Consider the following 22790-nt stretch of genomic DNA (forward strand, 5'->3'; position numbering starts at 1 on the left):
CTCCCTATCAGCCGTTTCTCTCTAATACGTTATCGTAGAATCTGTCGATGTCAGCCTTATACTGGTCAAACATCTCAGGTTTGTTATTCGGAACATCATATTTGATAGCAATGACACGCTCAAAAATATTATCCTCCTTCAGTACGGAAACCGGCATTCCCTGATTTACAAGGGAGCGGCACTTCTCGTACAGATAAAGGATGATCTCCATCATATTGAACTGCTTGCTCATCGGTACACAGGTATCCTCTGCATGGAACGCATTCTGCTGAAGGAATCCAAGACGGATAACCCTTGCGATCTCCAGAGTCAGCTTCTGATCATCCGGAAGAACATCACTACCGATCAGCTTAACGATTTCCATCAGAGAGCTCTCCTGGTTCAGAATCGCCATCAGCTGATTACGGTCGCTTACAAATTTAGCGGAAACATTATCTCTGTACCATGGGCTTAAATCCTCCAGGTACTCACTATAGCTTGTGAGCCAGTGGATAGCCGGGAAATGACGGGCATAAGCCAGAGATTTATCCAGTCCCCAGAAGCAGCGGACGAAACGCTTTGTATTCTGTGTAACAGGCTCAGAGAAGTCACCACCCTGTGGGGAAACCGCACCGATAATAGATACGGAACCTTCGGTTCCATTTAAGTTCTGCATCATACCAGCTCGCTCATAGAAAGCGGAAAGCTTGGAAGCCAGATAAGCCGGGAAACCTTCCTCGGCAGGCATTTCCTCCAGACGTCCGGATAACTCTCGAAGAGCCTCAGCCCAACGGGAAGTGGAGTCTGCCATGATGGCAACGTCATAACCCATGTCACGATAATACTCAGCCAGTGTAACACCTGTATAAATAGAAGCCTCACGGGCTGCAACAGGCATGTTTGATGTATTGGCAATCAGAGTGGTACGGTCCATCATCAGGTTTCCGGATTTCGGGTCGATCAGTTTACTGAAATCCTCCAGAACCTGTGTCATCTCGTTTCCACGCTCACCACATCCAATATAGATAATGATATCTGCGTCAGACCACTTTGCGATCTGGTGCTGTGTCATGGTTTTTCCAGTACCGAAACCGCCAGGAATCGCTGCTGTACCACCCTTTGCAATTGGAAAAAGGGTATCCAGAATACGCTGTCCGGTTACAAGCGGCACACTTGCAGGGAAACGTTTGTAGGTAGGTCTTGGCACACGGATGGGCCATTTCTGTGCAAGAGCGATGTCACGCTCGCTGCCGTCAGAAAGACGAACCGTTACAATCGGATCAAGGATAGTATATGCTCCGTCCGGAACTGCCTTGATAACCTCAGCCTCTCCGATTGTTGGCGGAACCATGGATTTATGAAGAATGGAAGCTGTTTCCTGAGTCTCGGCAATGATAGTACCTGCACTTACCATATCTCCAACTTTAACAGTTACATGAACATCCCATTTCTTAGCAGTATCAAGGGAATCAACACTGACACCACGGGAAATATATTTTCCGGAGGATTTTGCAATCTCCTCCAGAGGACGCTGGATACCATCGAAAATGTTATGAATGATTCCAGGTCCCAGAAGAACGGAAATAGCATCGCCTGTTCCCATTACTGTATCGCCTGGCTTCAGTCCTGTTGTCTCCTCGAAAACCTGTACGGTAGTCATGCCCTTTTTCAGACCAATGACCTCACCGACCAGCTTCTCAGGTCCAACATAAACCATCTCGGAAATCTTAAATCCCGGGTCGCCTTTCAGATAAATAACAGGACCGTTAACGCCGTAGATAATACCTGTTTTATTCATGGCTCAGCCCTCCGTCAAATTTGAATTCTTTTTTCAGCTTCTCATAAGCGCTCATGAAAGAATTGTCGATCAGGATATTTTTCGCCGGGATGGTAGCTTTGATACCGCCCATAAACGGCTCCTTGGAAATCTCAACTGTAAATCCTGTCTTTGCAACGATAGAACGCTGTAATGCTGTATCTTCCGGGGAAAGATAGATGAAGATTTCATCATTTCCCGCAAATTCTCTTGCCTTCTGGATTCTTGTACAAAGATAATCCTGATATTCAGGGCTCTCCATAAAGTCCTCCAGATGATTCTTAACCTCTACAAAAAGCTCATTTCTAAGCTCATTCTGTTTGGCTGTCCAGTCACGTCTTAAAGTCAGCTGCTCAGCAGAAAGTGCCTTGTTTACCTCTCGGGTAGCATTTTCTGTCTCTGCCTTGATCTGTGCCTCGGCATCCATTTTTCTTGATTCTTTATGCTTTTCAAGCATTTCTTCCAGACTCTTCTTATGTGCTTCCAGTGTATTCTCAGCCTCTGTCTGGGCTTCCGCAACGGAAGTGTCATAGAAATGCTGCAGTTTTTCTTCAATTGTCATGCTTGGTCTTCTCCTGCCTATAACTTTAAGCCAATGGCTTCGTTAACATATCCGGTAATAAAATCAGGTTTGCGGCCTGTACCATGCCTGTCAGGGATTTCGATGATTAAAGGCGTTTTATGGTTCAGCTTTACATCGTCCACGATCTGGGGAAACTCCCGGCCGAATTTTTCGGTCAGGAGAAGGATCCCGATTTCTTTGTTGGCGATTGCTTTTTCCAGAGCGTCCTTCAGTTCATCACGCTCATGGACTACCACGCCTTCCACACCTGCCAGTCTCATCCCTGTGCAGGTATCGATGTTGTCACTGATCAAAAACATTTTCATAATTATAATTTACCGATGATCATGAAGGAAATGATCAGACCGTAAAGAGCAACACCTTCGGCAAGACCTACGAAGATAAGAGATTTACCAAGAATGCTCTGATCCTCGCTGATTGCACCAAGAGCTGCACTTGCCGCACTGGCTACGGCAATACCACCACCGATACAGGAAAGACCTGTAACAAGAGCTGCTGCAATATATCCAAGACCTGTTGCAATACCTGCATCAGCGCCTGTTGCAGCCTGTACAGAAGAGCTTCCTGCAAACATAACCATTGCTGCTACTAACATGGTACCAAAGAAGAAAAATGCGTTTGTTGCGATTGTTGTTTTATAGCGTCCACGGCTCTTCTCGCCGATGAAATAATAACCAAATGGAACGATAATGCTTAATACAAGCGCTACTGCTAAGATAATCTGTGTCATAACTGTCATGATAATTGACCTCCTCGTGTTTTAACATTTGTAATGTCACTGCATTTCACAGAGACATTTGATAAATATTTCACTACCAGCGGCAGTTTACTTTGCCTCCGCGTCAGAACGGAACGGCTCGAATTTTCTTCCGCTTCCTTTGTAGAAACGGCTGAACATCTCGTAATACTCAAGTCTCAGTACCTGGATACCAACGATCAGACCCTCAAGACCGCATACGAAAATATTTCCGAGAACAATCACTACCCAGTTCGGGCTTCCGTTCTCGGCACCGGCCAGCATCAGTACAACCTGCATCATAGCTGCATGGCTGACTGCATAAGCTCCGATACGCACGAAAGAAAGTGTGTTGGAGAAATAGCTCAAAAGGACTTCGAACATCTCGAAAAATCCCTGAACAATAAACATTCCCACACCACCTTCAAAGGTTGCCGGCTTCTTTTCCACAAGGTTTGTAAGAGGCTCTTTTAAGAACATTACAAGCAGCGGAAGAATAAACATAATGCAAAGAACAATACCGCCAGGAAGCTTATGGCCTGTCATGAACAATGCAATTACAATCACTGCGGATCCATAGAATACAAGGCCTGCAACAGAGTTGGTATCAAACCATACTTTCTCTGTATCCTTTGCTTTCAGGGAATTCATAATATTAAAAATCATACACAGAAGAATGATTCCCATACCAAAGCCAATAGCGATAATAAATACGGTATTCAGTTTTCCGATAAAAGGCACATTCATCATGGCATCCATAGGCCTTAACCATACAGGCTCTATAATATCCTCAAATCCGAAGACGCTGCCGAACATGAAGCCAAAGAATGTGGAAAAGATACCTGCACAGCTGATGATTCCGGCAAGATCAATATGCTTGAATCTGTAAAGAAGATATCCGCCGATCAATAAAACCAGACCCTGTCCTGCATCTCCGAACATTGCGCCGAAAATAAAGGAATAAGTAATGGCGATAAACCAGGTTGGATCCATCTCTCCATAAGCCGGAAGGCCATACATTTTGGTGTACATTTCGAATGGCTTGAAAAGCTTGGGATTCTTCAGCTTGGTAGGCGGTGTCTTATGGGCATCCTCCTGCTCATTCTCATCAATCAGACAGAAAATACGGGAATCTCCGGAAATATCATTCTGGAAAGCCTTAGCATCCTTCTCTGTCATCCAGCCACAAAGGATATAAAATGGTTCCTTCGGCTTATAATCGGCTGCTGCCTCTCCCTTATTGTCCCCATGTGTGCATGCTGCCAGTTTACGGATATCAAAGTTCCGTGAAAACTGGGAAAGTGTATGTTTGCAGGAAACAATGTCGGATGCATTTTTTCTGAAGAAAGCTTTTCTTGCTGCTTTGTTTGCATCAAGATCTGCAATTGTTTTCTTGTACTGCGCCTCAAGTGCTGTGTATGCAGCTTTGGCAGTTCCATCATACTGATCCGGTACAAAGATTTTTTCAAAGTGCATAGCAGAATATACGGCATGGATCCGCTGTGCTTCATGAACGGGAACAAAATAAATTCCCCAGATATAACGGTCATCTTCATCACATTTAATGAAAATCGTATCCAGATTATCATAAATGTATGTTTTAAATTTATCGAAATAATCTTTCTCGATCCGTCCAAAGCGATAATGGATATAACGCATTTTCAGGATTGACTGCACATCAAAATCTACATTTCGGAAAGGATAGATGATACGAAGTGATTCTGCCAGAGAATCACGTTTCTCCTCCAGTTCCTGACGGGTCTTGTTAAGGACATCCGCTTCATCTTTGATCTGCTGTACAAAAGAGAGAGCTTTTTCGATTGGCAGCTTCTTCGCAGAAGCCTGCTCCGGGTTCTCAACCTCTTCATAGAAACTTCCGACTGTGCTTAAAGCTTCTTTATAAGGATTGATTTCAAGATAAGGAGAAAGATTCTTCACATCTGTGAGCTCAGTAAGAGCATTCTCCAGATGAATCTCATACCGGCTGAGGTAATTATTTACAACTCGGTCGATATCCTCTCTTGGCCCGGTAATGCTGACAAATTTCATTTTCTCAATCACATTGCTACCTCCGGGTTACTAATTGTTGTGAACATAATGCATTGCCTCGTCCGGATCAACCTGGTAACGAACACACTCCAGTGCGATGGTCAGACGGTTTACCTCATGCTCTTTGTGGTAAAGATAAGAATACAAAACAGCTACTGAATAAGGATCCTTGCGAGCCTCTTTCTCAAGCACGGTGCGGAGCAGACTATTATAAAGCTCCTCCATGGAGATCAGGTTCAGCTGCTGATATTTCCTGCCGTACCAGGTACGTGAAAAGATCTGCTCACCCTCTTCTTTGCTGGTAGCTTCCACCAGAGCTGTGATTTCTTCTTTCTTTAGTTTATAATTCACGGGAATCAGCTGTGCGTAGATGGCTGCCGGCTCCATTTTGTAATAACGCTTGGAACGCAGGATAAACTGCAGATTCAGCATATCAAACTTCTCACCATAAGCCTTGGTGATCTCGTCCAGATCGTTTCCCTTGAATAACTTTTTGCGGACACTCCAGATCTGATTAAAATAATAAAGATCAAGAGCCATTCCGTAGTCAAATAAAAGTCCATTGCCGTTCTCATATACGCTCTGAAGGGGAGCATAGAATTCATTGCCCTTCAGGGCTGCCATGAACTCATCCATATTTCCGGCACCTGCCACTCTGTCAATGTCCAGCTTGGAATGGTGAAGGAAAAAGTCGCGGTAAGGACTCATATCCACAGGATCGGTGCTTCTGTGATCAAAGAGATTCGTCATGATCTCTTTCAGAACACGGATTTCGTAGCGCTTGGAATAAAGTGCCAGGAACTTGCGCTGCTCCTTGTTTGCAAAATTGTAAATGCGGGAGAAATTTCCGAAAATGGATTTCTTCAGAAGCTTCTCGATCTCACCTCGGTGAAGATTATTCTCATCAAGGTCTGACCATGCTTTCGCATATTCCGGCGTTTTCTTCAAATAAGCGGCTACCTGTGGAACGTCCGAAAAGCGGACGATTTCCTGAAGCTGTTCATCTGTCACCAGATGACTGCTCATAGCGCGTATTTTCGTGGAAATTCCGCTGTAGGAAAGAACGCTTCCCATTACATCACTTCCTCCTGAATGATCTTTTCAAAAATTTCTCTGGAAAGGCGTTCGTGATTCTTCGCATAGTAAGCGTCCAGCTGACTTAAGGCAGCCTGAGTGTCTTCCCGCAGGGATGACAGACGCTTATCCTTCTCACCCTCAAGATTCCGGCGAATTTCCTTAATCTGCTCTTCTGTCTGTTTCTCCAGCTGGGTGTCGAATTCCTTGGACTGCCTTTCCATCTCAGCTGAAAGAGCTTTCTTCTTCTGCAGTGCATCCCTCATAATGGTCTCTGCAGTTGTCTCTATCTCGGATAACTTACCGATTATCTGTTCCATTTTTCCCCTCCTTTTTCAAGTTTTAAGTATCTTACACCTATTTTGATGAAAATACCAGTCAAACTTTGCCTAAAATTTTCACAAAAATTCAATACAATTCCAGATGTTTTGACTAAAAATTAACGATCTTATCAATTCCTGTCATATCGAAATTTTATAATAGGTACACGTATTAATTATAAATAGGAAGAAAATGCATATTTATACAGAGTTCTCCCACATTTTTCCGTTTACTTTTCTTATTGACGCATTTCATATTCAGTCAAAATTAGTCAGTTTTTTCAATTAAAAGAACTTTGCGTTTTCCCCCTGACATAGAATGTGTTTGAAAAATCACGATATCAATATTATTGCGGAAAAGCAGGAAATCATGTATAGTAGTTTTGTTAAGAATGAATACAATTTCAGCTGATTCTGACAAGCATTTTTTACCACCCGGTAACCTTTTGCAAAGAGCCGGAATCAGTTTCATACAGCTATAAATATAATTACAGGAGGAACCTATGCGACTTAGAAATATACCAGGCGCCAAAGACGCAATTGCAGAAAGTATCTACGTGATCCAGAATCCCCAGGAGAATAAGGGAAACTGGGACAAGGTTTTCCCACAGAATCAGCCTGTCCATCTGGAGGTTGGCATGGGAAAAGGCCGCTTTCTTATGGATATGGCGAAGCTCCATCCGGAAATCAACTATATCGGAATCGAAATGTATGACAGCGTACTCCTTCGTGCCATTCAGAAGAAAGAAGCCCTTGCAGAAGAAGGACAGGAGCTTTCTAATTTAAAATTCATGCGCATGGATGCAAGACTTCTTCCCGAAGTTTTTGAAAAAGGCGAGGTTTCCAGAATCTATCTGAACTTCTCTGATCCTTGGCCAAAGGCCCGCCACGCTTCACGCCGTCTTACCTCCCGGGAATTTCTTGCCCGCTACGACAAGATTCTGAAAGAAGACGGAACCATCGAGTTCAAAACTGACAACCGCGGCCTGTTCGACTTTTCCCTGGAAGAAGTCCCGGAAGCCGGATGGAAGCTTGAAGCACATACCTTTGATCTTCATCACAACGAAGAAATGATGGTTGGCAATGTAATGACCGAATATGAAGAAAAATTTTCTTCTATAGGAAATCCTATCTGCAAGATGATCATTCGTCGTTAAATGTTTCACGTTGCTGTATTTCTTTTCATATTATAAGGAAGAAATATCTGGCAGGAGTTTTTATATGAAGCGAACCAGATCTTTGCAAAAATTTGCTGCTCAATTTGGCTATGAACATAAAAACAGAAGCAATCCCTTCTCCAGCATAAAGAAGCATGCCAACGAACTGTCCAAACTGCTGGACAGCATGTTTCCCAAGGACAAAAACGACAAAGAAAAATCATAAAAAGGAAGCCAAACAAATGAAAAATTCTCCGACAGAAGTGAAAAAGAAAGAAATGGAAGAGCGCAAACGTCAGGAAGAGCTGGAAAAACAAAAGCGTAACGAAACGTACCAGCTCCTTGGCGGTTCCCAGAATGACAGTGACACCGACGACGATTCCTCATTAGAAGGAAATATCCAACAGCTGGAAAATTACAGCTATTTTAACGGCAACAAAATTCTCGAATCCTTAAAGCTCACTGCCAAAGACCGAAAAAGCGGGGAAGCCATCTATCGCCAGGGGAAAATGAATGTCACTGACATTTCCTGCGGTTACGACAGGATGAACGGTCAGCGCCTTGGCCAGGTAGAGGCAACTTTCCAGACCGGCAGAAATAATTTTGATGTCACACTCCTTTTTTCTCACGAAGAAGTAACTTACGCAAGATGCGGATGCCCGGAATGCAGCAGGAAATACTGGGGCTGGTACTCTGATAATTCCAGATGCCAGTATACCGCTGCTCTGGCTTTTTATGTTCGGGATTATGTAAGCCACAATAATTTTTCAGATGCCACAGACATGAACGGAGACTATCTGCTGAACTCCTATCGCAGAGGGCAGCTCAAAAATGGCCAGAAAGAAACACCGGCCCAGGTTTCTCCAAGCGTTTCCCTGATTCCAAGGCTGACTCAGAATGACAATAAACTTTCCGTTTCTTTTAAAGTGGGCACTTCCAAAATGTTCGTGGTAAAAAAACTGGATGACTTCTGCCGCCAGGTTCGCAACGGTGAGATCGTTCAGTATGGAACCAGCACCCAGATCAGCCACAAAACGCAGGATTTCACAGAGGAGAGCCGCAAATGGATCCGCTATATTGACCGGATCGTACGCGAGGAAGAGCAGTTCGTAGACAAAATCCAGAATTCCGGCATCTATTTGCCAAAGAAGTTTAATGTTGGCAATTCTCTGGATCTTTTTGGCTGGCGTCTGGACAGTTTTTACGACAATGTCGGCAGTGAGAAAATAGATTTTGAAGATAAAACTCCGGATGCAGCCCGTAAAAAAGCCCAGCTTCACTGCAAAACAGGGAATCCACGGATTTCCATACGGATTCTGGATGCCTCTAAGGATAAAAAGCAGTTTGACGGTGTCACAGTAAAGGGATACATCCCAGAGCTTTTTCAAGGTATGGACTCTTCATACTTTATCCAGGATGACAGCTTCTGCAAAACAGAACCGGCCTTTATGGAAAAGGTCCGTCCATTGACAGCGCTTTCCAGAAATGGAGAATTCCACTTCCAGATGGGGCGCAATACATTGTCCAATTTTTATCACAATGTGCTGCCTCAACTTCAGGAGGTGGCGGATATTACAGAGGAAAATCCGGAGAAATTCAGGCAGTACCTCACCCCTGAAGCGCACTTCGTATTTTATCTGGACATAGAAAATGATAACGTTATCTGCAAGGTAAGCGCCTTTTATGGAAAAAAGGAATTCTCTGTAGGAAAGCTTTTACTTCATGAGAACATCTCCCCTGACCAGCAGTTCCGAGATTTTCCTCTGGAAAACAGCATTCTGGATCAAACAATGGAATGGCTGCCTTACTATGATCCCGACTTTGACGTTCTTCACTGCAATCACGACGAAGAACTGAGCTATCAGATCATGGAATCCGGAACTGCCGCCCTCATGGAGCTTGGCGAAGTACGCTGCACCAACCGGTTCCGCAGCCGACATACCTTAAAGACTGTAAAGGTTTCCGTTGGGGTGTCCGTGTCCGGCGGACTCCTGGATCTGAATATTTCCACAGATGATATTTCCAGCCAGGAGCTTCTGGATATCCTGAAAAGCTATCAGCTGAAGAAAAAATATTACAAGCTGAAAAGCGGCGAATTTGTCAATCTCCAGGAGCAGAACCTGGAAATGCTGGCAGAACTGATGAAAACCCTTCATCTCACTCCGAAAGAATTTGTCAAAGGAAAAATGCACATTCCGGCATACCGCACCTTATATCTGGATCAGATGCTGGAAAGCAACGAAAACATATATGCCAACCGTGACCGTCATTTCCGTGAAATCGTAAAAGGCTTCAAAACCATTAACGATGCCGATTTTGAAGAACCGGAAAGCCTTTCCAGGATCATGCGAAAATATCAGAAGAACGGTTACAAATGGCTGCGTACCCTGGAAGCATGGAAATTTGGCGGAATTCTCGCCGATGATATGGGACTTGGAAAAACCTTACAGGTAATCGCAGTTCTTCTCGCAGCGAAGCTTGAAGGCAAAACCGGCACATCTCTGGTAGTGGCTCCTGCTGCCCTTGTTTTTAACTGGGGTGAAGAGCTTGCCCGATTTGCCCCACAGCTGAAGGTTTCCCTGATCGCAGGAAGTCAGTCCGAGCGTCAGGCGAAGCTTCAGACATACTCAGATTTCGATGTTCTGGTCACTTCTTACGACCTTTTAAAAAGAGATATTGACCAGTATGAGAAAAAAGAATTTTTATACCAGATTATTGATGAGGCACAGTATATCAAGAATCACACAACAGCAGCAGCCAAATCTGTAAAGGTGATCCACAGCCAGACCCGCTACGCACTTACAGGTACACCAATTGAGAACCGCCTCAGTGAGCTTTGGAGTATTTTCGATTATTTAATGCCAGGATTTCTCTACGGTTACGATACCTTTAAAAAGGAATTTGAAACTCCGATCGTAAAGAACGACGATGAGTCTGCCATGACCCGTCTGCAGAAAATGGTGTCCCCATTTATCCTTCGCCGTCTGAAAGAGGATGTGCTGAAGGATCTTCCTGAAAAACTGGAAGAAGTCCGTTACGTGAAATTTGAGGATGCCCAGCAGAAGCTGTATGATGCCCAGGTTGTACATATGAAGGAAAAAATTGCCCAGCAGGACGAGGGCGAATTTAATAAGAGCAAATTGTGGATTCTGGCTGAATTGACGAAGCTGCGACAGATCTGCTGCTCTCCTTCTCTTTGCTTTGAAAATTACCGCGGCGAATCTGCCAAGGCTGAGAGCTGTATGCAGCTGATCCAGAGTGCTATTGATGGTGGGCACCGTATGCTTTTATTTTCCCAGTTTACTTCCATGCTGGCTCTTCTTCAGGCAGCACTGGAAAAAGAGGGGATTCCTTATTACATCATCACTGGGGAAACCTCCAAGCAGAAACGACAGGAGCTTGTGAAACAGTTCAATTCTGATACCACTCCTGTATTTCTCATTTCCCTGAAAGCAGGCGGCGTTGGACTGAATCTGACAGGTGCAGATGTGGTTATCCACTATGACCCCTGGTGGAATCAGGCTGTCCAGAACCAGGCCACTGACCGTGCCCACCGCATCGGTCAGACAAAGAAGGTCACGGTGTACAAGCTTATCGCCCGCAATACCATCGAAGAAAAGATCCAGAAGCTCCAGGAAGCAAAGCAGGATCTGGCAGAGCAGATCATCAGCGGTGATATGGGACAGCTGAGTGGTATGAGCAGGGAGGATATTTTGGAATTGTTGTAGGAAAAAAGGGGATTGGTTGGTCGTTATCCCGTACGCGATTTCACAATGTATATTCACCGCCGCGCGTCGCAACGTTCCGGCAAGCTAATGACTAACTACGACTAAGACGCTCAGGAAAGCCTTCGCGCCTAAGTCTCCGTAAGTCATGGATCTCGCCTCCACTAAAACCGCTCCTGAAATGCGCGGCTTGCGAATATACATTGCAAAATCGCTGGTTACTGGAAAGGGAAGAACAAAACAGTAACGACAACAACAGGGGGGGAGTGACGTAGTTGGTATCCCGCAACTTTATTGTTTTTTTCTAATCTATCATTGCCAAGAAAGTATCGGGAAACCAATCACTTCCCCTCCCCCTTCGTTAAAAGTTCTTGCCAGCCAGTACACAGCATTTGGGCAATGTGTATTACTCCAGCGAGCCATTTCAGGCGCGCTCTTAGCGTAAGCAAAATCCAGCGCTTACGGAGACTTATGCGTGAGGGCTCTCCCGAACGCATTAGTCGCAGTTAGCGATTAGTTTGCTGGAGCGTTGCGCCGGCGAGTGAGTAATACACATTGTCCAAATGCGTCTCTCCTGAAGAACTTTTAGTACACTAAATAGCAATCGTAAAAGTTTTCAAAAAAATTTAAAAAAATTATAAAATTCCTATTGACTTTTGGTCTGTACCTGATATATAATACATCTTGCGTTGAGGAAATAACCAATCAACGAAATAAGAAAAGCGCCTTTAGCTCAGTTGGTAGAGCACCTGACTCTTAATCAGGGTGTCCAGGGTTCGAACCCCTGAAGGCGCACTGAAAGCACTGTTTTTGCGGACAAAGCGATTGCCGCGGGGACGGTGTTTTTTTGTGCCCTTAAAGCCAGTAAAATCAAGGCTTCCGGGGATTTTAACCCTTTCGACTATAAATTGTAATCTCACGTTTTTTTCCAAAACTGATACATTTGGGGAGGTTACAAATGGTTACATTTGAATACAAATAAAGTATGCAGCTTTACCTTTCAATTTCTCTTAACCAAAAGCCCTCTGCCATAAATCATATCTGGTTCTGGCAAAGGGCTTTCTTCACTTGATTTTTATAAATTTTTCTCTTTCCTTATTCTCATAATTTGTTCCATTGGAACTCCAAATATCTGAGAGATTTCTGTAGCATTGTACTTACCATCTCGTAACAATTGCGTCACAAAATCAACTCTTCCTTCTTCTCTTCCTTCTTCTCTTCCTTCTTCTCTTCCCTCTTCTCTTGCCGCTTCACGTCCTTCTCTAATCAATCTCTCCAATCGTTCCGACTCCAGTTCCAACACCTGTCCGCCCATAGCCTCACCAATTCCTTTCTTTGCCCGGGGGGATTCCTTAAAAATATAATCCGCGATCCGGCCAATTAATCCAATCAGATCTCGATATTCCTTTTCTTTTCCTTCATTCAGAAGTTCTTCCTCCAATCTTTCCCCGATAATTCTATATTCCTCCATTAACTCTTGGAGTATACCATCATCTTCATCAATTTCTTTCACACTTTTCTCATATCGAATAATATAAAAAGGCAAAAGAAACAGTAACTTCTTCTGAAAGATCACATCACTGGTATACCGTTCCACCCTGACAACAGGCACTCTGTAATCCATGCTCTGTCCTTCCGGCATTACCAATTCCATTTCGAGAAAATCGGGACCATTTTTCCCACGTAAATATAATACGCAGGATTGTGGAAAATATATGCGATACTTTCCATTTTCTTTCTCCGCAAACTCCAAAGCAGCAGCAAAATCATACTCTATCATCCGGATAACCATGGTAGAATCACTGGTGCTCTGGCATTCAATGTGATATATCTTATCTGCTATGAACAAATGGGAATCTGTAATGATCGCCCCTTTTCTTGTATAATGTTCATTTCTTCTCTGCACAATAGGAATATCACCTGGGTAATCTGTTCCAAACACCTCATTGATCAACGGAATAATCAACTGCGGCATTTTCTCCAGCATTGTTCGAAAAACATCATCAAATATTGTACTATTTGCCACGAGGCAGCTCCTTTACTTTCGTTATGTATAGTTGTCTCATGTGCTTTGAAAATGTTATCGAAATGTATTATTTAACTCGGAAAACTCCGATATTTATCTTTTGTAAAGTAAAAAATCTCTTCCTCCTTATGCCCTATTTTACATGAAAACATTTTATTTTTCTATCCCAATTTTTCAGAAACCTAGAGCGTGTTTGAAAAATCATCCCAGCAATCTGCACGCCCCACTTTGTGGGAGATTTTGCCGAAAGCCTTTTTCAAACACGCTCTAATGCAAAATATTACTTTAAGCTTGAATCTCTTAAATAAAACCAATATACTCATATTAGAATTTTTCTGTATCGTCCAAGAGGTCGAAGCTGCTTCTGCAAAAATGAACAAACTTCAGGTTATACAAAAAATTAAGGAAGATCAGAAAACAAAGGAGGAGAAGAAATGCTTGAAAAAGGAAAAAAATTTTTAAACATCTGCTTAAGCACGTTCCTGTTGCTGTCAATAATATTCCTGTTCAGTGTACAGAATGTAAAAGCAGAGGAATAAACGGATACGATCAATCCAGATGAAATCCAGATGTCAGTAGACAGCCTGCTCACAGGCATCAGCTCCAAAGGATTTCATCCAAGCAAAAGAAACTATCTTTCCATTCGTGCTGGAGTATCATTTAACACCGAACAGGACCTTGAGGGCACAGCCATCAATGTACGTCTTAGGATTCTAAACAAATCTGGTAAATATGTTTATGAAAAAACATACAAAAACATTGGCGGAACAAATTTCTGGGGCGATCCGGTCACTTCTTTTGAACATAAAACCATTCGCCTTGACTGGAACGGAAAACCCTCAAAAGGAAATGAAGCTGGGAAAAAGCCCACAGCCTACGCATCAAATGGCACTTACAAAGTTGAGCTTTTCTATTATGTAGAAAAAGACCAGATCTGCATAAAATCTGTCACCAAAACCAAAAGTTTTAAAGTATCTTCCAAAGCCCCATCCGGAAGCAAAGGTCTCGCAGCTTCCACCACAATTCCAGAATACACCGGAGTCGATACTGTAGACTACATGGCAGAAAAAATGATCCAGTCAGCCAAAATAAAGCTCACTATGAGCCAGGATGAAAAAGTTCGACGTATCTACCACTGGATGACTGTAAACTTCAAGCATAAACACGCCGATGAATTTGTAAAAGCCAAAAATTACTACGATCTCACCAGCACCAAAGCCCAGAAGCGGATTAAAAACTACAAGAAAAAGACTCTCCAGAACTACCAAAACGGCAAACTTATTTTCGGTGGCTCCTCCTGGTCATCCTTTATGGCTCCTTATATGCAGAAACGCGGCGGAGTCTGCAGCGACCAGGCCGCAATCTTTGTCATCCTCTGCAACCACGTAGGCGTAGATGCCGGTGTCTGCAACGGCTACTATAAGAATCTGGATGGCACCAGAGCCGGCCACAGTTGGAACTATGCCATCGTAGATGGTAAAAAATATTACTACGATGTAGACGTAGAAATCCAGAACTACAGTAAAGGTCAGGGCGATTACTACTGGTATAAAAAAACCTTAAAACAGGCAAAGAAAAATCATATCTTCCAGTAACGTCAAAATAATATCAAAAACATTATAAAGAAAGCCCTTTGCAGAGGAAATTTTCTCCGCAAAGGGCTTCTTAATATAATTCCATATTTTACCAGAATCTCATTGTAACTTCTCTATAGTTTTTCGGAGCTTCAGGCAAAATATGCCCTGTAATGAACAATTTATTTTGTCAGACATTTTATGTTTTTTACCTCTAATTGTAATATTTTCCGCGAATATTCTATAATATTTTGATTTTGTAAAAGTCAATACCTTTTTGCCGATTTCTGTCGAATTTTACATTTTCATAACAATAACCAAAACATTTGTTTCGATTCCCATTATGTAAATCAACTCATCCACATGCTTTTCCATGTGGATAATGTGGATAACTTTGTGCATAACTTGATTTTTCAACATTTTTTCATATTTTTGAAAGTGGAAAACTTTCTACCTATTAATTCACCTATCCACATTTTTTTTAAGTCTTTGTGCAATCTGCTAATTTCAACACTTTTCGACATTTTCCCTTGCAAAATATCGTATTTACAATACCTTACAAAATACACACAAATCAATTTTATCCTCTCACCATTCCCCTTTGTATCGTGGCAGACTGTTACCGTTCACTGGTAACATTCCGCGAGGTGTTTTTTGTGAACAAAGTTCACAGAAAACCCGAGAATTAAGTTTGCGCAGCAAACGCTACTTCTTGTGCTTGTCACAAGAAGGTTCGTTTTCTGTGCATCGCGAAGCGCGTTACTGGTCACTGAGTGAACAGTAACGGCAGACTCCCACCACTTAATTCCCGTATGTTAAAGCGGGGACTTCTTGCTATATTGTATCAATCGACCCCAATTGCCTTTTTGATTCATATAATATGCGGGAATCTTCATAAAACCTCCCCATATACAAAAAGGCCGGGGAAACCTTCCCCGGCTATAAATGTCAGAACAGGATATCCGGATTTCATATCCGTTTTATCAAATGCCCCGCTCCCTCACTCTTATTCACTAAAGAAGCCGTCCGCTTCAATATAAGTTCCAACTCCCACAGGTGCCTCATAATCATAGTTGGAAATCTTGATCCCAGACGCAGATGTACTTGCGTGAATAATCTGTCCATTTCCAATGTACAGTGCCACATGGCTGATTCCGCTTCCATAGAAAACCAGATCTCCTGGCTCCAGGTCTTCCACGCTTTTTTTCACCGACTGATTATACTGATCTGCTGCTACTCTGGGCAGTGAATAGCCAAACTGTGCAAACACAGACATTACAAACCCAGAACAATCTGCCCCGTTTGTCAGGCTTGTCCCACCGTAAACATAAGGATTTCCCTCAAACTGCAGCGCAAAATCCACGATTTGCTGACGAATCTCTTCCTCAGAAAGTACCTCCTCTGCCTCTGCAGTCTCTGTCATCCCAGCTACAAATGCCTCTCCCGCCTTTTCCACAGCAACCTTAGTCGCTGCAAACGCGATCTGTGGAAAAATCAACTGAGAACAGACCGTTATACACATTGTGATTCCGCAGATCAGTTTTTTCATTTTATTCTTTAACATTCATACACCTCTCAATTTATATAAAATTACCCTTCATTTCCTATTTCCAAAATTTTCCTTACCGTTTCACCGCTTTGAACGTGCCCAAAAATCATTTCCACAATCTGCACGCCCCACTTTGCGGTATATTTTTCCTGAATTCAGTTGCCGTAGCCCATTCGAAATGTTACATTTATATTAAGCATATGTAACAATTACGCATAATATCACAACAATCTGTTACCGTCAATTTTGCTCCCATACATAATAAAGCTGACATTTCCGTGAAATCTAACAACTTCCACCTGTCATCCCAGACTAATTTTGTCATTCCCGTCAGTCTTGTACACAAAATACACATAATCCCAAAGCCATGGAACCAAATATTTCGCATACTACACTGAAATTCTCAATAATATAGTAGAAATCCCCCAGAGCAGAGGGCATCCTATGTCAAACAGACCAAAATTCACCGCCGCTATTCTGGTTTTTTTTCTTGTTATCTGCTTCACATTTTCCTGGCTTTTCAGTCATGTCTTCTCCGAAAATGCCCGCTTCGAAAACTTCGCAGAGTCCATATTTGAAAAAGAGGTTTCCGGAAACGCCCTAAATCTTCATTATTCCCTGGCTTATCCGGAAAAACAGGGCATCTCACGCCCCCGCGCTACCCTTGGCACAATACATCCCAACAATGAAAAAGCCTCTGCCCAGTGCCAGGAATATGTAAAAAAGCTGAAAAATTTTTCCCAGTCAAAGCTCAGTACTTCCAATCGCCTGACCCTTGATCTGCTCCTCCTTTACTACCACACCGAAGCCTCTCTGGGCGACAATTATCTTTTGGAAGAGCCGCTTAGCCCAAGCCTCGGGATCCAGGCGCAGCTGCCTGTACTGCTGGCGGAATACTCCTTCTACACCAATCAGGACATCACCGACTACCTGAATCTGCTCTGCAGCACAAAAGAATATTTCCAGAGCATTCTCGCCTTTGAACAGACAAAAGCTGATGCCGGATTTTTTATGTGCGACGAAACCCTGGAACGCATTCAGGATCAGTGCCGTGCTTTTATTCAAAACCCGGATTCCAATTATATGCTGGAAATTTTTTCCCAGAAACTAAAAGCCTATGGAAAGCTTTCCGAAAAGGACCAGGAACAGCTGAACCTGACCCATAAACAAATTCTGAAGGAAAAGGTTCTCCCCGCATATCAAACGCTGATAGAAGGTCTGGAGCAGCTTCGGGGAACAGGCAAAAATACCGGAGGACTGGTCAATTTTTCCGGTGGAAAGGAATATTACCAATATCTTCTAAAAAGCCAGGTGGGAATCTACATACCTGTGGAAAAACTGGAAAAGCGCCTCACCCAGCAGCTTTCCACCGATTCTCAGGAAATTTCAGAACTTTTGAAACAGCATCCACAACTTCTCACATTGCTAAATGAGAAAATGGATTTGTCAGATATGGAGCCCACACGGGTCATGGAGCTTCTGGAAAAAAATATTCAGCAGGATTTCCCCTCCACTGCTTCTGTAGATTTCGAAATCCGGTCTGTACATAAATCCATGGAAGAATTCCTCAGTCCGGCGTTTTACCTGACACCGCCAATGGACACAGGAACGCCAAATGTTATTTACATCAATCATGGACGGCAGCTTTCCAATCTGGAGCTTTTTACCACGCTGGCGCACGAAGGCTTCCCCGGTCATCTTTACCAGACCGTTTATTTCGGACGACAAAGTCCATCCCATATCCGGTATCTCATCGATTACAGCGGATACGTGGAAGGCTGGGCCACTTATGTGGAAAGTTACGCGTATGATTATGCAGCAGATTATCTGTCTGCCGGCACCTTATCCTCACAGGAAGCTTCTGCCTACACGCGCCTTTCCTGGCTGAACCGCAGCGTGAATCTGTGCATTTACTCCCTGTTGGACGTGGGAATCCATTACCACGGCTGGACTCCTGCGCAAGCCGCCCGCTTTCTGAAGCTTTTCGGAATCCGTGATGCTGCTGTCACGGCCGAGATTTACCGATATATCACCGAAACACCTGCTAATTATCTGAAATACTATGTGGGATATCTGAATTTTCTGGATCTGAAAGAAGAACAGCAATCCCTCCTTGGCGAAAACTTTGATCTGAAAAGTTTTCATCAGAAGATACTGGAAATCGGCCCTGTGCAGTTTCCGGTTTTGCGAAAATACATGAACGAGAAATTGTGATTACCTCTGAAGCTGCAGTATTTTCACCCGGCTTCTGCCTGTCAGGTCCACGCACAATATTACCCGAAAATTCCCGAAATGCTGTAACATTTTTTTAAATATTTATGTAATAACTTCTTTCTTTGAGCACAATAATTTGCTATAATGAACTCACATTGAAAATATGCAGGATCCATCTGATTTTCTGATCCTGCTAGTCATATTTTCCTACATTAGAGAAGGGCAAAATCATGAAAAAACGAGATAATCTCCCATTAAATTATAAAGAACGCCTGAATTCCAGAACCAGCTTTCTGGTATCCATCGCGGTTCTGGTGGTTCTCTGCCTGGTGTTTAACCAGATGGACTACACCATGATCCGCCAGCCAGCCGCCCAGGCGAAAAAGGCAGCTGACTTACAAAAGCAAAAGGAAGAAGAGGCAGCTGCCACCACCCAGGAAGTCACTACAGCCACAGTTCTCGCAGTTGGGGATAACCTGGTTCAGCCAAGTCTTCTTGCATCCGGCCAGTCAGAAACCGGCGCCTGGAATTATGACAGCGTTTATGCCAATCTGAAATCCGATATACAGGCTGCCGACATTGCTATGGTCAATCAGGAAACACCTTTCACCACAGACCACAGTGCAGTCAGCGGTACCGCGCCTTACGCCACTCCAACAGAGGTTGGCGACGCACTTGTAAATGCCGGTTTTAATGTGGTCACATCTGCCACAGCACTGATTGATGACAATGGTTCTTCCATGATCAATGAAACTTTAAATTACTGGGAAACCAGCCATCCGGATGTCACTCTGGTTGGTATTCATAAGAGCCAGACCAGTACAAATACAGCGAAAATTGTAGAGATAAACGGAATCAAAATTGCATTCCTTGACTATACTTTCCCGGCATATGGAAGCCAGTCCGGAATCTCCGATAATTCTGACACTTCCGGAGACTCCACAGGAGCCGATAGCTCCACAGACGGCACGGACAGTTCTGCTTCTGATAACTCAGCAAGTGGTACCGACGGCTCAACAGACAGTACTGACAGTTCTGCTTCCGATAATTCAGCAGACACTACCGGAAGTTCAGCCAGCTCCGGAAGCACAGCTACATCATCTTCCAGCAAAGGTTCCATGATTGATACATTCAATACCGCAGATGTTGCAGCCGCCATCAAACAGGCTAAATCTTCCGCAGACTGCGTAATCTTCTCTGCAAACTGGGGCAAGACCGAGGAGCCAATGCCTACCGAATATGAGAAAGAATGGGCCAATTTCCTTATGGAACAGGGTGTTGACGTTGTGATCGGAACCAATCCAAACGTACTCCAGCCATACGGCTACCTTACAGATGACTCTGGTCACAACATGCTGATCTACTACTCCCTTGGCAACTTTGTTACCGGTCAGGAAACACTGAAGCAGCTTCTTGGCGGAATGGCAGCCTTTACCATTCAGAAGACTGTAGAAGGCGACCAGACCAGCATCCAGATCCAGGATGCCACACTGACACCACTGGTTATGCATTACAGCTACGATACCCTGGAATATGCACCATATAAGCTGGACGATTATACTGACGCTCTTGCATCTGCACACAGCGTCCGCCAGTCCATTGGAGATGAATTTTCCCTGGAAAATCTTCAGACAAAATATGATGAAATCATGTCCATGAACGTCACACCATCTACTAAGACAGACTTTCTGGATGTCACATTTGATTCCGATGGAAATATGCTGGATTCCAACGGAAATTACGTGGAGGATAATGATTCCATCACCTCATCCTGGTACTATCAGACACTTGCCACCCAAAGCAGTTCCAGTTCTGACGGCTCAGGATCAGGCAATTCCGAATCAGACGGCTCAGACTCATCTGATGACAGTTCAGAAGGTTAAATGTCACTGTTCACTGGTAATGTTCCACGAGGTGTTTGTGTGAACGGAGTGAGCAGTAACCCAAAATAAATATACGCCTCATACCAGGTTCAATATTACGAATGACAAAATCTGCAGCACTATAATATGTATAGGCTGCAGATTTTTGTCATTCCGGCATTCCAAACAGCTTTTTGTCATCAATTGGCTGATATACAATTCCCATTTACTACAACTCAGATATTTTCTATGTCTTATTATCACGAAAACCAGTCATTTATCACATATAGCTTGTTTTTTCAGACAAAATCAGATAAAATTTATAGTAGAATAATAACTATTCAGTACTTTCACAGTTACATCGCGATACACAGAAATCATGTTTTGCATGATTTCTCGCGCACATTTCTCATTTTTTTCCGGGAACTACGTTCGCGAAAACACTTCGCGGAATAACATCTTCTGAATAGTTATGTAAACTATATCAATAAAATCATACTCGGACAATGACTGTACAAATTAACGAAACCGCTATGTCTGCTCACACAGACACCGCCAGATATGAAACCCATGGTTTCTGCGCGAATGCGCTCCGGCTATTGGCATCAGGCGGCATTCGTTTACATAATTTTTTCAGTCATCGGCCGGTCAAAAAGAAAGGAGTTACAATATGGGACTTATTAAAGCAGCACTTGGCGCCGCAGGCGGTACACTTGCAGATCAGTGGAAAGAATTTTTCTACTGTGATGCCATCGACAATGACGTTCTGGCAGTAAAGGGTCAGAAGCGCACATCCAAACGTTCCTCCAATACCAAAGGAAGCGACAACATTATCACCACCGGATCCGGAATCGCAGTCGCAGACGGACAATGTATGATGATCGTAGAGCAGGGCAAGATCGTTGATATCTGCGCGGAACCAGGCGAATACACCTACGATGCTTCTACCGAGCCAAGTATTTTCTCCGGAAATCTGGGCGACGCCATCATGAACACTTTCCACACCATTGGCAAGCGTTTCACTTTCGGCGGTGACACAGGCAAAGACCAGCGTGTTTACTATTTCAATACCAAAGAACTGGTGGACAATAAATTCGGAACTCCGAACCCGATTCCATTCCGTGTTGTAGACCAGAACATCGGACTGGACATTGATGTTTCTGTCCGCTGCAGTGGTGTTTATTCCTACCGCATTGCAGACCCGCTTCTCTTCTATTCCAACGTCTGCGGAAACTTTGAACAGCAGTACGACAGAGAGCAGATTGAGGGACAGCTGAAAACAGAATTTATCTCAGCTCTTCAGCCGGCATTTGCCAGCATTTCCCAGCAGGGAATCCGTCCAAGCGCACTTCCGGCTCATGCAATGGAGCTCTGTGATGCCATGAACCAGGCTCTCACCCAGAAATGGAGTCAGCTTCGTGGTCTCGTGATCGTATCTGTTGCCATGAATCCGATCACTCTTCCTGAGGAAGATGCCCAGATGATCAAAGAAGCGCAACGTATGGCTATCCTCCGCAATCCTGCCATGGCAGCCGCTACTCTTGCAGGAGCACAGGCAGACGCCATGAAGACAGCAGCAGGCAACGCTGGCGGTGCCATGACCGGTTTCATGGGCATGAATATGGCAGGCATGACTGGCGGTTTTAACGCACAGAATCTTTACGCTATGGGACAGCAGCAGGCAGCTCAGGCACAGCAGATGGCCCAGCCACAGCCAAATCCAGCCGTATCCCAGGCTCAGGCAGGCGGTTCCGCTCCGGCAGCTGACCAGTGGAAATGCTCCTGTGGCGCTTTGGTTTCCGGTAACTTCTGTCCGGAATGCGGTGCGAAAAAGCCTCAGGCTCCTGCAGCAAATGCAAACTGGACCTGTTCCTGCGGCGCTGTAAATACAGGCAAATTCTGCACCAACTGCGGTTCCCCGAAACCGGCTATGAAGCCACGGTACCGCTGTGACAAGTGCGGCTGGGAACCGGAAGATCCAACCAATCCGCCGAAATTCTGTCCGAACTGCGGCGATCCATTTAATGAAAACGATGCCCAGTAAAAAAGCATAGGTAATTGCGAAACAAGTTCGCAATCCTGACTAAAAAGCGGTAAGAATCCTGCAACGCAGGATTCTTAAGATG

At 43.9% G+C, this 22790-nt stretch carries 18 protein-coding genes and 1 tRNA gene; 9 read left to right on the forward strand and 10 right to left on the reverse strand.

Annotated features, from left to right (window positions below; translation table 11 throughout):
* Window positions 1-7 precede the first annotated feature (7 nt).
* From I4V84_RS03055 to I4V84_RS03085, 7 genes are all read right to left on the reverse strand, one after another.
* Window positions 8-1777, reverse strand: coding sequence for a V-type ATP synthase subunit A (locus I4V84_RS03055; RefSeq protein ID WP_148462112.1), 1770 nt, complete (start codon window positions 1775-1777; stop codon window positions 8-10).
* Complete coding sequence (locus I4V84_RS03060; protein WP_195991211.1) at window positions 1770-2357, reverse strand: V-type ATP synthase subunit E; 588 nt, start codon at window positions 2355-2357, stop codon at window positions 1770-1772. The genes I4V84_RS03055 and I4V84_RS03060 overlap by 8 nt, the downstream gene beginning before the upstream one ends.
* A gap of 17 nt (window positions 2358-2374) precedes the next feature.
* The gene (locus I4V84_RS03065; protein WP_117851005.1) at window positions 2375-2683 is read right to left on the reverse strand and encodes a V-type ATP synthase subunit F; all 309 of its coding nucleotides are present in this window, start codon (window positions 2681-2683) and stop codon (window positions 2375-2377) included.
* 2 nt (window positions 2684-2685) lie between these two features.
* On the reverse strand, window positions 2686-3117 hold the full coding sequence (locus I4V84_RS03070; protein ID WP_118579356.1) for an ATP synthase subunit C: 432 nt from the start codon (window positions 3115-3117) through the stop codon (window positions 2686-2688).
* 87 nt (window positions 3118-3204) lie between these two features.
* Window positions 3205-5175 carry a V-type ATPase 116kDa subunit family protein gene (locus I4V84_RS03075; protein ID WP_195991212.1) on the reverse strand — a complete coding sequence of 657 codons (1971 nt, stop codon included), beginning with the start codon at window positions 5173-5175 and terminating at the stop codon, window positions 3205-3207.
* A gap of 18 nt (window positions 5176-5193) precedes the next feature.
* Window positions 5194-6237, reverse strand: a complete 1044-nt coding sequence (locus I4V84_RS03080; RefSeq protein ID WP_195991213.1) for a V-type ATPase subunit — start codon at window positions 6235-6237, stop codon at window positions 5194-5196.
* Complete coding sequence (locus I4V84_RS03085; protein WP_173716937.1) at window positions 6237-6557, reverse strand: hypothetical protein; 321 nt, start codon at window positions 6555-6557, stop codon at window positions 6237-6239. The genes I4V84_RS03080 and I4V84_RS03085 overlap by 1 nt, the downstream gene beginning before the upstream one ends.
* A gap of 503 nt (window positions 6558-7060) precedes the next feature.
* Between I4V84_RS03085 and trmB the strand changes: the two genes are divergently transcribed.
* The 4 genes from trmB (at window position 7061) to I4V84_RS03105 (ending at window position 12234) form a co-directional block, all read left to right on the forward strand.
* Window positions 7061-7714 carry a tRNA (guanosine(46)-N7)-methyltransferase TrmB gene (gene trmB, locus I4V84_RS03090; protein WP_173716936.1) on the forward strand — a complete coding sequence of 218 codons (654 nt, stop codon included), beginning with the start codon at window positions 7061-7063 and terminating at the stop codon, window positions 7712-7714.
* 64 nt (window positions 7715-7778) lie between these two features.
* Entirely contained in the window at window positions 7779-7940 is a 162-nt protein-coding gene (locus I4V84_RS03095; protein ID WP_173716921.1) for a hypothetical protein, read from the forward strand.
* Window positions 7941-7956: 16 nt separating this feature from the next.
* Window positions 7957-11442, forward strand: a complete 3486-nt coding sequence (locus tag I4V84_RS03100; RefSeq protein WP_243284001.1) for a DEAD/DEAH box helicase — start codon at window positions 7957-7959, stop codon at window positions 11440-11442.
* A gap of 719 nt (window positions 11443-12161) precedes the next feature.
* Window positions 12162-12234, forward strand: a tRNA-Lys gene (locus tag I4V84_RS03105).
* 280 nt (window positions 12235-12514) lie between these two features.
* Here the strand turns inward: I4V84_RS03105 and I4V84_RS03110 are convergent.
* Window positions 12515-13465, reverse strand: coding sequence for a hypothetical protein (locus tag I4V84_RS03110; protein ID WP_173735394.1), 951 nt, complete (start codon window positions 13463-13465; stop codon window positions 12515-12517).
* A gap of 189 nt (window positions 13466-13654) precedes the next feature.
* Between I4V84_RS03110 and I4V84_RS03115 the strand changes: the two genes are divergently transcribed.
* Together I4V84_RS03115 and I4V84_RS03120 are read left to right on the forward strand one after the other, a co-directional pair.
* Window positions 13655-13927: a hypothetical protein gene (locus I4V84_RS03115; protein ID WP_173735395.1), complete on the forward strand. Its 273-nt coding sequence runs from the start codon at window positions 13655-13657 to the stop codon at window positions 13925-13927.
* A gap of 107 nt (window positions 13928-14034) precedes the next feature.
* Window positions 14035-15060 (forward strand): transglutaminase domain-containing protein, encoded by a 1026-nt coding sequence (locus I4V84_RS03120; protein ID WP_195991215.1) that lies wholly within the window; start codon window positions 14035-14037, stop codon window positions 15058-15060.
* A 276-nt stretch (window positions 15061-15336) separates the two neighbouring features.
* On the opposite strand, the gene I4V84_RS20105 is transcribed toward I4V84_RS03120, so the two are convergent.
* Window positions 15337-15459: a hypothetical protein gene (locus I4V84_RS20105; RefSeq protein WP_272112924.1), complete on the reverse strand. Its 123-nt coding sequence runs from the start codon at window positions 15457-15459 to the stop codon at window positions 15337-15339.
* 586 nt (window positions 15460-16045) lie between these two features.
* Window positions 16046-16603, reverse strand: a complete 558-nt coding sequence (locus tag I4V84_RS03125) for a C40 family peptidase (protein ID WP_173735396.1) — start codon at window positions 16601-16603, stop codon at window positions 16046-16048.
* Between the two features lie 429 nt (window positions 16604-17032).
* Between I4V84_RS03125 and I4V84_RS03130 the strand changes: the two genes are divergently transcribed.
* The 3 genes from I4V84_RS03130 (at window position 17033) to I4V84_RS03140 (ending at window position 22708) form a co-directional block, all read left to right on the forward strand.
* A complete protein-coding gene (locus tag I4V84_RS03130) occupies window positions 17033-18802 on the forward strand; it encodes a DUF885 domain-containing protein (protein WP_195991216.1) in 1770 nt (589 codons plus the stop codon).
* Window positions 18803-19032: 230 nt separating this feature from the next.
* On the forward strand, window positions 19033-20685 hold the full coding sequence (locus I4V84_RS03135; protein ID WP_195991217.1) for a CapA family protein: 1653 nt from the start codon (window positions 19033-19035) through the stop codon (window positions 20683-20685).
* 649 nt (window positions 20686-21334) lie between these two features.
* Window positions 21335-22708: an SPFH domain-containing protein gene (locus tag I4V84_RS03140; RefSeq protein ID WP_195991218.1), complete on the forward strand. Its 1374-nt coding sequence runs from the start codon at window positions 21335-21337 to the stop codon at window positions 22706-22708.
* The last annotated feature ends 82 nt before the right edge of the window (window positions 22709-22790 follow it).

The organism is Ruminococcus sp. 1001713B170207_170306_F1 (assembly GCF_015668065.1).
In the GTDB taxonomy this organism is placed as follows: domain Bacteria; phylum Bacillota; class Clostridia; order Lachnospirales; family Lachnospiraceae; genus Blautia_A; species Blautia_A faecis.